General features: G+C 40.0%; 21 protein-coding genes. 20 read left to right on the top strand and 1 reads right to left on the bottom strand.

Annotated elements, in window-relative coordinates; genetic code table 11:
- Window positions 1-63 precede the first annotated feature (63 nt).
- The 5 genes from B4H39_RS05815 (at window position 64) to B4H39_RS05795 (ending at window position 4,274) form a co-directional block, all read left to right on the top strand.
- Window positions 64-1,899: an acyltransferase family protein gene (locus tag B4H39_RS05815; RefSeq protein ID WP_251420303.1), complete on the top strand. Its 1,836-nt coding sequence runs from the start codon at window positions 64-66 to the stop codon at window positions 1,897-1,899.
- Between the two features lie 41 nt (window positions 1,900-1,940).
- Window positions 1,941-2,090 (top strand): 50S ribosomal protein L33, encoded by a 150-nt coding sequence (gene rpmG / locus B4H39_RS05810; protein WP_202229722.1) that lies wholly within the window; start codon window positions 1,941-1,943, stop codon window positions 2,088-2,090.
- A 5-nt stretch (window positions 2,091-2,095) separates the two neighbouring features.
- Entirely contained in the window at window positions 2,096-2,293 is a 198-nt protein-coding gene (gene secE / locus B4H39_RS05805) for a preprotein translocase subunit SecE (protein WP_202229724.1), read from the top strand.
- A 112-nt stretch (window positions 2,294-2,405) separates the two neighbouring features.
- Window positions 2,406-2,951 carry a transcription termination/antitermination protein NusG gene (nusG, locus tag B4H39_RS05800; RefSeq protein ID WP_277612219.1) on the top strand — a complete coding sequence of 182 codons (546 nt, stop codon included), beginning with the start codon at window positions 2,406-2,408 and terminating at the stop codon, window positions 2,949-2,951.
- Window positions 2,952-2,996: 45 nt separating this feature from the next.
- Complete coding sequence (locus B4H39_RS05795; protein ID WP_251420302.1) at window positions 2,997-4,274, top strand: MATE family efflux transporter; 1,278 nt, start codon at window positions 2,997-2,999, stop codon at window positions 4,272-4,274.
- Between the two features lie 46 nt (window positions 4,275-4,320).
- Here B4H39_RS05795 and mscL read toward each other — a convergent pair whose 3' ends face one another.
- Window positions 4,321-4,701 (bottom strand): large-conductance mechanosensitive channel protein MscL, encoded by a 381-nt coding sequence (mscL, locus tag B4H39_RS05790; protein WP_202229730.1) that lies wholly within the window; start codon window positions 4,699-4,701, stop codon window positions 4,321-4,323.
- Window positions 4,702-5,012: 311 nt separating this feature from the next.
- Here mscL and rpsJ point away from each other — a divergent pair, with 311 nt between their 5' ends.
- From rpsJ to B4H39_RS05715, 15 genes are all read left to right on the top strand, one after another.
- On the top strand, window positions 5,013-5,321 hold the full coding sequence (rpsJ, locus tag B4H39_RS05785; protein ID WP_003129973.1) for a 30S ribosomal protein S10: 309 nt from the start codon (window positions 5,013-5,015) through the stop codon (window positions 5,319-5,321).
- Between the two features lie 14 nt (window positions 5,322-5,335).
- Window positions 5,336-5,959, top strand: coding sequence for a 50S ribosomal protein L3 (gene rplC, locus B4H39_RS05780; protein ID WP_202229732.1), 624 nt, complete (start codon window positions 5,336-5,338; stop codon window positions 5,957-5,959).
- A 22-nt stretch (window positions 5,960-5,981) separates the two neighbouring features.
- Window positions 5,982-6,608, top strand: a complete 627-nt coding sequence (gene rplD / locus B4H39_RS05775) for a 50S ribosomal protein L4 (RefSeq protein ID WP_202229734.1) — start codon at window positions 5,982-5,984, stop codon at window positions 6,606-6,608.
- Window positions 6,608-6,910, top strand: a complete 303-nt coding sequence (locus B4H39_RS05770) for a 50S ribosomal protein L23 (RefSeq protein ID WP_202229736.1) — start codon at window positions 6,608-6,610, stop codon at window positions 6,908-6,910. The genes rplD and B4H39_RS05770 overlap by 1 nt, the downstream gene beginning before the upstream one ends.
- A gap of 15 nt (window positions 6,911-6,925) precedes the next feature.
- The gene (gene rplB, locus B4H39_RS05765; protein WP_202229738.1) at window positions 6,926-7,759 is read left to right on the top strand and encodes a 50S ribosomal protein L2; all 834 of its coding nucleotides are present in this window, start codon (window positions 6,926-6,928) and stop codon (window positions 7,757-7,759) included.
- 183 nt (window positions 7,760-7,942) lie between these two features.
- Window positions 7,943-8,221, top strand: coding sequence for a 30S ribosomal protein S19 (rpsS, locus tag B4H39_RS05760; RefSeq protein WP_003133742.1), 279 nt, complete (start codon window positions 7,943-7,945; stop codon window positions 8,219-8,221).
- A 15-nt stretch (window positions 8,222-8,236) separates the two neighbouring features.
- Window positions 8,237-8,584: a 50S ribosomal protein L22 gene (gene rplV / locus B4H39_RS05755; protein WP_202229740.1), complete on the top strand. Its 348-nt coding sequence runs from the start codon at window positions 8,237-8,239 to the stop codon at window positions 8,582-8,584.
- Between the two features lie 12 nt (window positions 8,585-8,596).
- Entirely contained in the window at window positions 8,597-9,250 is a 654-nt protein-coding gene (gene rpsC, locus B4H39_RS05750) for a 30S ribosomal protein S3 (protein WP_202229742.1), read from the top strand.
- 3 nt (window positions 9,251-9,253) lie between these two features.
- The gene (rplP, locus tag B4H39_RS05745; RefSeq protein ID WP_202229744.1) at window positions 9,254-9,670 is read left to right on the top strand and encodes a 50S ribosomal protein L16; all 417 of its coding nucleotides are present in this window, start codon (window positions 9,254-9,256) and stop codon (window positions 9,668-9,670) included.
- Entirely contained in the window at window positions 9,667-9,876 is a 210-nt protein-coding gene (rpmC, locus tag B4H39_RS05740; protein ID WP_003133747.1) for a 50S ribosomal protein L29, read from the top strand. Before rplP ends, rpmC begins: the two co-directional genes overlap by 4 nt.
- Before the next feature lie 18 nt (window positions 9,877-9,894).
- Window positions 9,895-10,155, top strand: a complete 261-nt coding sequence (gene rpsQ / locus B4H39_RS05735; protein WP_003133748.1) for a 30S ribosomal protein S17 — start codon at window positions 9,895-9,897, stop codon at window positions 10,153-10,155.
- Between the two features lie 22 nt (window positions 10,156-10,177).
- Window positions 10,178-10,546, top strand: a complete 369-nt coding sequence (gene rplN / locus B4H39_RS05730; RefSeq protein ID WP_202229746.1) for a 50S ribosomal protein L14 — start codon at window positions 10,178-10,180, stop codon at window positions 10,544-10,546.
- Window positions 10,547-10,712: 166 nt separating this feature from the next.
- Window positions 10,713-11,018: a 50S ribosomal protein L24 gene (rplX, locus tag B4H39_RS05725; protein WP_202229748.1), complete on the top strand. Its 306-nt coding sequence runs from the start codon at window positions 10,713-10,715 to the stop codon at window positions 11,016-11,018.
- A gap of 19 nt (window positions 11,019-11,037) precedes the next feature.
- Window positions 11,038-11,580 (top strand): 50S ribosomal protein L5, encoded by a 543-nt coding sequence (gene rplE, locus B4H39_RS05720; protein WP_202229750.1) that lies wholly within the window; start codon window positions 11,038-11,040, stop codon window positions 11,578-11,580.
- A gap of 19 nt (window positions 11,581-11,599) precedes the next feature.
- A complete protein-coding gene (locus B4H39_RS05715) occupies window positions 11,600-11,785 on the top strand; it encodes a type Z 30S ribosomal protein S14 (protein ID WP_003129946.1) in 186 nt (61 codons plus the stop codon).
- Window positions 11,786-11,967: the final 182 nt, after the last annotated feature.

The following is an 11,967-nucleotide window of genomic DNA, read 5'->3' as shown; positions in this document are numbered from 1 at the left end:
TTAATCTAAACAGGGTAAAATAAGTAGTGAAATTAAAATTTATTTTTTAGAGGGAGGACAGTGGTGGAAGCAAAAAAACGTTTTGTTAGTGGTTTCAATGGCTTACGTACCTTAGGGGTTTTTGCTGTCATTTTATATCATCTTTATCCACAAAAAATTCAGGGTGGCTTTTTAGGCGTTGTCCTCTTCTTTGTCCTCTCTGGCTATTTGGTGACGGATTCATTGCTAAGAGAGTTTAAGGAGACTAAAAAGATAAGCCCTCTTAACTTTTGGAAAAAAAGAATGAAGCGTATTTACCCCATGCTTTTAGCTGTCTTTCTGATTGTCTCTCCTTATCTGTTGTTCTTCCAGAACAATCAGATGAAAGGCTTGCGGTCAAATTTCTTGTCAAGTGTTTTTATGGTTCAGAACTGGTGGCAAATCCAACAAGGTTCGTCTTATTTTGCGGATGCGGCAGGTGAGTCACCTTTTAAACACATATATTATCTCGCGATTGAGGGACAATTCTTTCTTTTTTGGCCACTTATAGTCATTTTTTTGGTGAAAATTATTCGCAGTAAGAAACATAGTTTTTTATTGCTTAACTTTTTAGCAATAATCTCATTAATTTTGATGATTGCTCAGTATAAGGTTGGCCAAGACCCAACACGTGTTTACTATGGAACAGATACGAGGGTCTTTAGCCTTTTCATGGGAGCGAGTCTGGCTTTCATCTGGCCACTGAACAAAAGTCATGCTAATTTGAACAAGAGAGGGCAAGTATTTGGTCGCAATCTATTATTAGGTGTCCTTGCCCTTACGTTGCTCTTATATATCTTTATGCCAGCGCAAAGTCCACTTACATACTATGGTGGCCTCTGGTTTGTTAGTCTCTTGTCAATGCTCTTAATTGCCTTAGTTGTGCATCCAGGGTTGAAAGCGAACAGAATATTTTCGAATAGAGTTTTTGATTATATCGGCTCGCGTTCCTATGGCATTTATTTATGGCAGTTACCAGTATTTGCTCTGGCTGCTGCAAAAATTATTAATCCTACAAGCTGGTACAATGTTATCTGGCAGTTGTTTCTAGTTTTTGCTTTGTCTGAACTCTCTTATCGTTTTATTGAAGGTCCGCTCGTGGCTTACGATTATAGCAAATTATGGCCATGGATTAAATCAAAGGCAGAAGACATTAAGCAAGATAAATGGCGAGCATTACCCAAAAAAGTACTCGCAGTTGTCATCTTGGTAAGCACTTCTTTGATTATCATCTTAACCTCTCCCAAGTCTCCACATGATCAACAAGTCTTAGAAGCCAAGATTATGGAACAGCAAAAAGCTCTTGAAGAGGCTAACTTGAAAGCTGCAAATGCGCGTGTCAGTGCCCCTCTTAAAAGTATTGCTGAAAAATACGGTGTTGATCCCGTGGTTGCAGAAAAAGCAAGTAAAATGCAAATTTTTGCAGTTGGAGATTCTGTCATGGTGGCAGGTTCAACAGATCTTCAAGAGGCCTTTCCAAGAATGACGATTAAAGCCGTCGTAGGGGAACAAGTAGATTCTGGTGCGACGATTTTAGCAGAGAATAAGGAGGCTGTTCAAAAGGCAGATGCTATTTTGATTGGTTTAGGCACAAATGGAACACTAACTATTGGGAATACGAATTATGTTGAAAAGATTATGCAAGAAGTTGGTGACAAACCTGTTTACTGGATCAATAATCTCATGCCCCGTCCTTGGGAAAAGAGTAATAATAGTCAGTTAAAGGAAATGGCTAAAAAGTATCCCAATTTGACAATTATTGATTGGCACGGTCTTTCGGAAAACCAAAGCTCATGGTTCTATAGTGACGGTATCCATCCAAAAGATCAAGGTGCGATAAACTATACACGCTTGATTTTGGAAAGTATGGCGAAAAAATAGAGAGATTTGAATTTTTTTCGGAGTTCTGCTAAAATAATAGCATGTTAAAAAAAGCGGGATTGGCATGCACTGTCTGTGGCTCGAGAAATTACTCTCTACAACTGTCCAGGACAGCAAAAGAAAAACGCATTGAAGTCAAAAAGTTTTGCTCACGATGTGGCAAACATACTTTGCATAAAGAAACGAGATAAAGTAAATGTTTAAATTTATTGGTAGTGTTGTCAAAGAAATGAAGTTAACAACGTGGCCGACACGTAAACAGTCTGTTATTGATTTTTTCATGGTTATTGAATATACTGTTTTTTTCCTCATCTTTTTGATGATTTTCGACTGGGTAACGCAAAATGGTATTACAAGTGCTGTACAGTACCTACTTCCATTTGTACGTAATTAGTGATATAATGAAGGAAGAGGCGAGAGCCTTTTTCTTATACAATCCGTTCAGACTATGAACTTACAAATTTGAAAATAAATAATAAAGAGGTACTCAAATGGACGAAAGTACATTGACAAGTTTTGACCAAGGCTGGTTTGTTATCCAAACTTACTCTGGTTACGAAAAAAAAGTTAAAGAAGATTTGCTTGAGCGTGCAGAACTTTATAACATGGCGGACAAAATTCTTCGCGTTGAGATTCCAACAGAAACGGTTCGCACAGAAGTGAACGGTAAGATGAAAGATGTTGAAGAAAATTTGTTCCCGGGTTATGTTTTAGTGGAAATGAACATGACAGACGAAGCTTGGTTTATCGTTCGTAATACACCGAATGTTACAGGGTTTGTAGGTTCACACGGTAACCGTTCAAAGCCAACGCCGCTTTTTGAAGAAGAAATTCAAGAAATCCTTATTGGTATGGGCAAAGTTGTGCGTGAGATTGACTTTGATATTTTTGTTGGTAAGCGTGTGCGCATTATTGATGGCGCTTTCTCAGGATTTGAAGCACCTATTACTGAAGTTTTAGGCGATGATAAGATTAAAGTTATGGTAGACATGTTTGGACGTGAAACACCAGTAGAACTTGATTTGCATCAAATTGAAGAAGTCAAAGGATAAAAATAAGAGCGTATCTCTAAGAGTGCGCTCTTATTTACCCTAAATATGAAATCAACAAAAGAAATCTTAAAATTTGCACTCCCAGCCGTTATCGAAAACTTTTTACAAATGTTGATGGGGCTTAGCGATACATTTTTAGTCACGCGACTTGGTCTTGCAGCTGTAGCAGGGGTTTCGCTGGCAAATAACATTATTACTGTTTATCAGGCGATATTCATTGCTTTAGGTACGATATTATCAAGTGTTCTTGCTCGAAAAATGACGGGACACATGCTTAACGCAGGTGTGAAACTTACCGTGTTATTAGGCGGTCTCATTGGAATATTAACGGCAATATTCACTCAGGACTTGGTTCATTTTTTTGGTGGGCGTGGCGAAGTAGCTGCTTTAGGTCAGACTTACTTGCTTTTAGTTGGGGGAACAATTGTTCTTTTAGCATTGATGACAAGTTTTGGAGCAATTATCAGAGCAAATGGAGATACCCGGACGCCAATGTATGCCAGTTTTTTTGCCAACATCTTCAACCTCCTTCTTTCGGCTGTATTGATATTTGGCCTCCATATGGGAATTGTCGGAGTAGCCTTGGGAACGATAGCCTCAAGAGCTTTGGCTCTCCTTTATTTATGGAAAAAATTGAAAGAGAAAAATTTAAAGCCGACAAAAACTTTTTTCACAGAAAAAATCAGCAAGGAATTGATTTTTTTGACAATCCCAGCTGCGGGAGAGCGTTTGGCTATGCGTGTAGGGGATCTAGTAATTATGGTTTTGATTATTACTTTAGGCAACCCTGTATTTGCAGGTAACGCCATCGGTGAGAGTATCACACAGTTTAACTATATGCCTGCCTTTGGTTTAGCCACTGTTACCGTAATTTTAGTTGCTCAAGAGTGGGGGCAAAAAAATATCGAAGCCATTCGCTCTTATATCACAAAGACTTATTGGCTGGCAAGCAGTATGATGTTTGCTATTGGTTTATTTCTATTTTTAGCCTCCTCATTCTTGAGTCGACTTTTCACTTCAGATACAACGGCTCTTGCAGCCAGTCACACAGTTATCCTTTTTTCCTTCTTAGCAACATTTTTTGTGACGGGAACGACAACTTATACAGCAGCTTTTCAAGGAATAGGAAATGCAAAGCTTCCCTTATATACAACAATTGTAGGAATGCTCGTCATTCGTGTGGGCCTTGGGTACGTTCTCAGTCAAATTTTTGCATTTGGGCTGGAGGGGATATGGTTTGCTGTTCTTGCAGACAACTTTTTCAGATTTGTTTTTATGAAACTACGTTTTCAGAGAACAATGCAGCACTATCTTAACATCTAAAAAGTCATCCCGTTTAGTTTTGGATGACTTTTTAGATGTTATAAAATTATTTTGAAAGTTCTTTTTCTTTTAAGAGATCACGGATTTCGCGTAATGTCTCCAGTTCTTCGTTGACTGCAGGAGTATCCTCGGCAGCTTTTTTAGGAAAGAGCTTGTTGATTGCCTTAACGATAATGAAGACAATAAAGGCAGTAATCAAAAAGTTCAACACATCATTTAAGAAAGCACCGTATGCAAAAGTTGCGCCAGCAACTTTGACTGACATGTGGGTTAGGGCTCCATCTTGAACAAAGAGTCCGATAAGAGGATTGATGAGATTGTTAACCAAAGAAGAAACGATGGCTGTGAAGGCTGCACCGATGATAACACCGACAGCTAAGTCTAGAACATTCCCACGTAAAATAAATTCTTTGAATTCTTTAATCATAAGTTCTCCTATTATTATATGTATATATTGTTATTATATAGTATTTCTAAAGCGATGTGAATTATTTTGTCGCAAAATTTAATCCGGATAGGTTATCTTGCCCAGCTATGCAGCAGAAAGGAAATAATTTACAAAAAAATTATTTATACTCTTGACAAGACAGGTGTGCTTTGATAGAATGGATAGGTGCTGTAAAAATTGCAGTATTAGCGATGAAGCGAGAGGTTGCGACACACCCGAAAGTATTGCCATACTTCGGTGTCGGTTTTCCCGCTGAGCTAGCCTATTAACAAATAGACGAAGGAGAAAAAATGGCAACTAAAAAAATCCGTATCCGCCTCAAAGCATACGAACATCGTATCCTTGACGCTGCTGCTGAAAAAATTGTAGAAACTGCAAAACGTACAAACGCAGAAGTAAGTGGTCCAATCCCACTTCCAACTGACCGTAGCGTCTACACAGTTATTCGCGCGACTCACAAATACAAAGACTCACGCGAACAGTTTGAAATGCGTACACACAAACGTTTGATTGATATCATTGAACCAACACAAAAAACAGTTGATTCATTGATGAAACTTGATCTTCCAAGTGGCGTAAACATCGAAATTAAATTATAAGAAAGGTAATTCTCATGTCAAAAGGAATCTTAGGGAAAAAAGTGGGAATGACTCAAATCTTCACAGAAAACGGTGAATTAATTCCCGTAACTGTGATCGAAGCAACTCCGAACGTAGTACTTCAAACAAAAACTGTCGCTACAGACGGTTACGAAGCTGTTCAAGTTGGTTTCGATGACAAACGTGAAGTTTTGTCTAACAAACCTGCCAAAGGTCATGTAGCTAAAGCTAACACAGCTCCTAAGCGCTTCATTCGTGAATTCAAAGGAATCGAAGGCTTAGAAGTTGGCTCAGAAATTAAAGTTGATACTTTCGAAGCTGGAGATGTCGTTGATGTTACCGGTATTTCTAAAGGTAAAGGTTTCCAAGGACCAATCAAACGTTGGGGACAATCACGCGGGCCAATGGCTCACGGGTCACGTTACCACCGTCGTCCTGGTTCAATGGGACCTGTTGCAGCGAACAGAGTTCCTAAAGGCAAACGCCTTGCTGGACGTATGGGTAATAAGAAAGTTACTGTACAAAACCTTGTTATCGCTCAAGTGCTTCCAGAACAAAACGTTATCCTTATCAAAGGTAACGTACCTGGAGCTAAAAAATCATTGATCGTTATCAAATCAGCGATCAAATCTAAATAATAAGGAAAGGAGATAGATTATAATGACAAAAGTATCATTATTTAAACAAGACGGCACACAAGCTGGTGAAGTAACACTTAACGATGCAGTATTTGGTATCGAACCAAACGAAGCTGTACTATTTGATGTCGTTCTTTCACAACGTGCTAGTCTCCGTCAAGGTACACACGCTCATAAAAATCGCTCACTTGTATCTGGTGGCGGTAAAAAACCATGGCGTCAAAAAGGAACTGGACGTGCCCGTCAAGGTTCAATCCGCTCACCACAATTCCGTGGTGGTGGTACTGTCTTCGGTCCTAACCCACGCAGCTATGCTTACAAACTTCCACAAAAAGTACGTCAGTTGGCCCTCAAGTCAGCATACTCACAAAAAGTTATTGACAACACACTTGTTGCTGTTGACGAACTGAACTTCACGGCACCAAAAACTAGCGAATTTGCTAAGGTTCTTGAAGCTCTTTCAATTGAGCGTAAAGTACTTGTTGTTCTTCCTAATGAAGGTAACGAATTTGCAGAACTCTCTGCTCGTAACCTTAAAAACGTGAAAGTATCGACTGCTAACTCAGTAAGCGTACTCGATCTTGTAAACACTGACAAAGTTCTTGCTACGCAAGCAGCTCTGTCTCAAATTGAGGAGGTTCTTGCATAATGTCTCTTTATGATGTAATCCGTAAACCAATTATTACAGAAGCTTCTATGCAAGCAATGGATCAAAAGAAATACACTTTTGAAGTAGATGCTCGCGCACACAAACTCCTTATCAAACAAGCTGTTGAAGCAGCATTTGAAGGTGTTCAAGTTGCATCTGTAAACACAATCAGCGTTAAGCCTAAAGCTAAACGTGTGGGTCGTTATACAGGTTTCAAGCCTGGCTATAAAAAAGCAATCGTCACTTTGACTGAAGGTTCAAAATCTATTGATCTCTTCGGCGAAGGCGAAGACGCAGAATAATAAAGGAGGAAAATCGTGGGAATTAAAGTTTACAAACCAACCACAAACGGTCGTCGTAACATGACTGGTAGCGATTTTGCAGAAATCACTACAAGTACTCCTGAAAAGAGCTTGCTTGTAAGTCTTAGCAAAAAAGCTGGTCGTAATAACCTTGGCCGCATTACAGTACGTCACCACGGTGGCGGACACAAACGTAAATACCGCTTGGTCGACTTCAAACGTACAACTGATAACGTAAAAGCTAAAGTTGCTACTATAGAGTATGATCCAAACCGCTCAGCTAATATCGCCCTTATCGTATACGAAAATGGGATTAAGTCATATATCCTTGCACCTAAAGGTCTTGAAGTTGGTATGACTGTTGTATCTGGTCCTGAATCAGACATTAAAGTTGGTAATGCATTGCCACTTGCTAACATCCCAGTTGGTACTTTCATCCACAACATTGAGTTGAAACCAGGTAAAGGTGGACAGCTCGTACGTTCAGCTGGTACGTCTGCACAAGTCCTTGGTACAGAAGGTAAATACACACTTGTTCGTCTTCAATCAGGCGAAATGCGTATGATTCTTTCAACTTGTCGCGCTACAGTTGGTACAGTTGGTAACGAGCAACACAACTTGATCAACTATGGTAAGGCTGGTCGTACACGTTGGCGTGGTATTCGTCCAACAGTTCGTGGTTCTGTAATGAACCCGAATGATCACCCACACGGTGGTGGTGAAGGTAAACAACCTGTTGGTCGTAAGTCACCAATGACACCATGGGGCAAACCAGCTCTTGGTCTCAAAACGCGTAACAAAAATGCACGTTCTAACAAACTTATTGTTAAACGTATCAACGATAAATAATTTTTCAATATGCTTACAGATGTAAGCGTTGGAAAGATAGTCCTGAGGCGCTTTCTCGGCGTCTTGCTAAAATTGATAAAATTTGTCAACTTTAGCAAGATGTCGAGAAGATGTCTATATTTTATCCGCCAACCTGGCCCTGGCAGCCAGCGTGGTATCAAATTTAAAGGAGAACTCAAAAATATGAGTCGTAGTCTTAAGAAGGGGCCTTTCGCTGATGAGCATTTGATGAAAAAAGTCGAAGCTCAAGAAAACGCCGAAAAGAAATCTGTGATTAAAACTTGGTCACGTCGTTCTACAATCTATCCTAATTTTGTAGGACTTACAATTGCTGTTTACGATGGACGCAAGCACGTTCCTGTTTATGTTCAAGAAGATATGGTTGGACACAAATTAGGTGAATTTGCACCAACTCGTACATACCGTGGTCACGCTGCTGACGACAAGAAAACTAGACGTTAATAGGAGGAGAACAAAATGGCAGAAATTACTTCAGCTAAAGCAACTGCAAGAACAGTTCGCGTTTCACCTCGTAAAACTCGTCTGGCTACAGACTTGATTCGTGGTAAACGTGTTGCGGATGCAATTGCAATCTTGAAATTTACACCGACTAAAGGTGCTGCAGAAGTTCTTAAAGTAATGAACTCAGCTATTGCTAATGCAGAGAATAACTTTGGTCTTGAAAAAGCTAACTTGGTAGTTAGCGAAACTTTCGTCAACGAAGGACCAACAATGAAACGTTTCCGTCCACGTGCGAAAGGTTCAGCTTCACCAATCAACAAACGTACTAGCCACATTACAGTAGTAGTGGCTGAGAAAGAATAAGGAGGTAAAATCGTGGGTCAAAAAATTCATCCAATTGGTATGCGTGTTGGCGTTATTCGCGACTGGGATGCCAAATGGTATGCTGAGAAAGAATATGCGGATTACCTTCACGAAGACTTGGCTATTCGCCAGCTTATCCAAACAAAACTTGCTGATGCTTCAGTCTCACTTATCGAAACTGAACGTGCGGTAAACAAAGTTATCGTTACTTTGCACACTGCAAAACCAGGTATGGTTATCGGTAAATCTGGAGCTAATGTTGATGCACTTCGTGCAGAACTCAACAAGCTTACTGGTAAACAAGTTCACATCAATATCGTTGAGATTAAACGTCCTGACTTGGATGCTCACTTGGTTGGTGAAGGAATTGCTAAACAACTTGAAGCACGTATCGCTTTCCGTCGTGCTCAAAAACAAGCTATCCAACGCGCTATGCGTGCAGGAGCTAAAGGGATTAAAACTCAAGTATCTGGTCGTTTGAATGGTGCGGATATCGCCCGTGCAGAAGGATACTCTGAAGGTACAGTTCCACTCCACACATTGCGTGCGGATATCGATTACGCTTGGGAAGAAGCAGACACTACTTACGGTAAACTCGGCGTTAAAGTTTGGATCTACCGTGGTGAAGTTCTCCCAACTAAAAAATCTGCGAAAGGAGAAAAGTAATCCATGTTAGTACCAAAACGTGTAAAACACCGCCGTGAATTCCGCGGTAAAATGCGTGGCGAAGCTAAAGGCGGTAAAGAAATCGCATTCGGTGAATATGGTCTTCAAGCGACTACATCTCACTGGATCACTAACCGTCAGATTGAAGCAGCCCGTATTGCTATGACGCGTTACATGAAACGTAACGGTCAAGTTTGGATTAAAATCTTCCCTCACAAATCATACACAGCCAAAGCTATTGGTGTGCGTATGGGTTCAGGGAAAGGTGCTCCTGAAGGTTGGGTATCACCAGTTAAACGTGGCAAAATCATGTTTGAAATTGCTGGTGTAAGTGAAGAAGTAGCACGCGAAGCTTTGCGTCTTGCCTCTCACAAACTTCCAGTCAAGACTAAATTTGTAAAACGAGGTGACGCAGAATGAAATTGAACGAAACAAAATCACTTCTCAAAGATCTCCGTGCTTTGTCAATCGACGAATTGGCTACACGCGAAGCTGAATTGAAAAAAGAATTGTTTGAACTTCGTTTCCAAGCTGCAGCTGGTCGTCTCGAAAACACAGCGAAACTTGACGAAGTGAAGAAAACAATTGCACGTGTTAAAACTGTGCAACGCGAATTGACTAAATAGATCGGGAGAAATACATAAATGGAACGTAATCAACGTAAAGTTTATCAAGGCCGCGTGGTTTCAGACAAAATGGATAAGACTATCACCGTTGTCGTAGAAACTAAACGTAACCACCCAGTCTATGGTAAACGCATTAACTACTCTAAAAAATACAAAGCTCATGACGAAAACAATACTGCCAAAACTGGTGATATCGTACGTATCATGGAAACTCGTCCACTTTCAAAAGACAAACGTTTCCGCTTGATTGAAATCGTTGAAGAAGCTGTAATTATCTAAGCTATACTAGGAGGAAAAAAGCATGATTCAAACAGAAAGCCGTTTGAAAGTTGCAGATAACTCTGGTGCCAAAGAAATCTTGACTATCCGTGTACTCGGTGGCTCAAGCCGTAAATTCGCTGGTATTGGTGATGTTATCGTAGCTACAGTAAAATCAGCTGCCCCTGGTGGAGCTGTTAAAAAAGGTGAAGTTGTTAAAGCTGTTATCGTTCGTACTAAATCTGGTGCTAAACGTCCTGATGGATCTTACATCAAGTTTGATGAAAACGCAGCAGTTATTATCCGTGACGATAAAACACCTAGAGGAACACGTATCTTTGGCCCAGTAGCTCGTGAACTTCGTGAAGCTGGTTATATGAAGATTGTTTCTTTGGCACCTGAGGTTCTCTAATATCTAGAGGAGTTCGTAAATAAAGGGGACATTGTCCCCTCTGTTTACGTCAAAACTAATAAAACAAGAAAAATCTAATTTCGCATTTATAAATTCACTTCTATCTTGGATAGAAATAGTCCCCTACGCTGTAGGGTGCCCATAGGGCGTAAGAAAGGAATATCAAATGTTTGTAAAAACTGGAGATACTGTAAAGGTTATCGCAGGTAAAGACCGCGGTACAACAGGTAAAGTTATCAAAGCTTTACCAAAAGTGAACAAAGTCATCGTTGAAGGTGTTGCTATCGTGAAGAAACACCAAAAACCAGACGCTGTTAATCCAAACGGCGCTATCCTTGAAATTGAAGCACCTATCCACGTTTCTAACGTACAAGTGCTTGATAAAAACGGTGTAGCTGGTCGTGTTGGTTATAAAGAAGTTGACGGCAAAAAAGTTCGTTTCAACAAAAAATCAGGCGAAGTCCTAGACTAAGACGGGAAGGAGAAAGAATATGGCTAATCGTTTAAAAGAAAAATACTCTAACGAAGTAGTACCAGCATTGACTGAAAAATTCGGTTATACTTCAATCATGGCAGTGCCAAAAGTTGAAAAAATCGTGCTTAACATGGGTGTTGGGGATGCAGTGAGCAACTCAAAAAACCTTGACAAAGCCGTTGCTGAATTGGCTTTGATTTCTGGTCAAAAACCATTGATTACTAAAGCTAAAAAATCAATTGCGGCTTTCCGTCTTCGTGAAGGGCAAGCTATCGGTGCGAAAGTAACGCTTCGTGGCGAACGTATGTACGAATTTTTGGATAAACTCGTAACTGTTTCTCTTCCACGTGTACGTGACTTCCATGGTGTATCAAATAAAGCATTTGATGGACGTGGAAACTACACACTTGGTGTGAAAGAACAATTGATCTTCCCAGAAATTTCATACGATGATGTTGATAAAGTACGTGGTTTGGATGTTGTTATCGTAACAACTGCGAATACTGACGAAGAATCACGTGAATTGCTTGCTAAACTTGGCATGCCGTTTGCTAAATAATAGGATAGGAGAATAACTAATGGCTAAAAAATCTATGGTTGTTAAAAACCAACGCCCTGCAAAATTCTCAACGCAAGCCTACACTCGTTGCGAACGCTGCGGACGCCCGCATTCAGTTTACCGCAAATTTAAACTTTGCCGTATCTGTCTTCGTGAGTTGGCTTATAAAGGTCAACTTCCAGGCGTTAAGAAAGCATCTTGGTAATTTGAATTTTATATAAAGGGCATCTCTTAGAAATTCTGCTCATGCCCAGACAATTCTTAGAAGGAATTGTAGCTCTAACATATAAAAATTTCTTCCCTTTGAGGGAAGTTTTTTTCTTTTATAAAAGCTGTTATAATATCACTTCTGAATAAAATTAAAATAAGATATACTTAAGATGAGAA

The sequence above is a fragment of the Lactococcus sp. UBA7128 genome (assembly GCF_002492185.1).
Classification (GTDB): domain Bacteria; phylum Bacillota; class Bacilli; order Lactobacillales; family Streptococcaceae; genus Lactococcus; species Lactococcus muris.
This window is presented reverse-complemented; position numbering and strand designations above follow the sequence as displayed.

Bases quoted from the DNA above. Each gene is read 5' to 3' on its own strand.
- rplD (WP_202229734.1), top strand. From the start codon at position 5,982: ATGACAAAAGTATCATTATTTAAACAAGACGGCACACAAGCTGGTGAA.
- rplE (WP_202229750.1), top strand. From the start codon at position 11,038: ATGGCTAATCGTTTAAAAGAAAAATACTCTAACGAAGTAGTACCAGCA.
- B4H39_RS05715 (WP_003129946.1), top strand. From the start codon at position 11,600: ATGGCTAAAAAATCTATGGTTGTTAAAAACCAACGCCCTGCAAAATTC.
- rplC (WP_202229732.1), top strand. From the start codon at position 5,336: ATGTCAAAAGGAATCTTAGGGAAAAAAGTGGGAATGACTCAAATCTTC.
- secE (WP_202229724.1), top strand. From the start codon at position 2,096: ATGTTTAAATTTATTGGTAGTGTTGTCAAAGAAATGAAGTTAACAACG.
- rpsS (WP_003133742.1), top strand. From the start codon at position 7,943: ATGAGTCGTAGTCTTAAGAAGGGGCCTTTCGCTGATGAGCATTTGATG.
- mscL (WP_202229730.1), bottom strand. From the start codon at position 4,701: ATGATTAAAGAATTCAAAGAATTTATTTTACGTGGGAATGTTCTAGAC.
- rpsJ (WP_003129973.1), top strand. From the start codon at position 5,013: ATGGCAACTAAAAAAATCCGTATCCGCCTCAAAGCATACGAACATCGT.
- rpmC (WP_003133747.1), top strand. From the start codon at position 9,667: ATGAAATTGAACGAAACAAAATCACTTCTCAAAGATCTCCGTGCTTTG.
- rplX (WP_202229748.1), top strand. From the start codon at position 10,713: ATGTTTGTAAAAACTGGAGATACTGTAAAGGTTATCGCAGGTAAAGAC.
- rpsQ (WP_003133748.1), top strand. From the start codon at position 9,895: ATGGAACGTAATCAACGTAAAGTTTATCAAGGCCGCGTGGTTTCAGAC.
- rpmG (WP_202229722.1), top strand. From the start codon at position 1,941: ATGTTAAAAAAAGCGGGATTGGCATGCACTGTCTGTGGCTCGAGAAAT.
- B4H39_RS05795 (WP_251420302.1), top strand. From the start codon at position 2,997: ATGAAATCAACAAAAGAAATCTTAAAATTTGCACTCCCAGCCGTTATC.
- rplN (WP_202229746.1), top strand. From the start codon at position 10,178: ATGATTCAAACAGAAAGCCGTTTGAAAGTTGCAGATAACTCTGGTGCC.
- rplV (WP_202229740.1), top strand. From the start codon at position 8,237: ATGGCAGAAATTACTTCAGCTAAAGCAACTGCAAGAACAGTTCGCGTT.
- rplP (WP_202229744.1), top strand. From the start codon at position 9,254: ATGTTAGTACCAAAACGTGTAAAACACCGCCGTGAATTCCGCGGTAAA.
- B4H39_RS05770 (WP_202229736.1), top strand. From the start codon at position 6,608: ATGTCTCTTTATGATGTAATCCGTAAACCAATTATTACAGAAGCTTCT.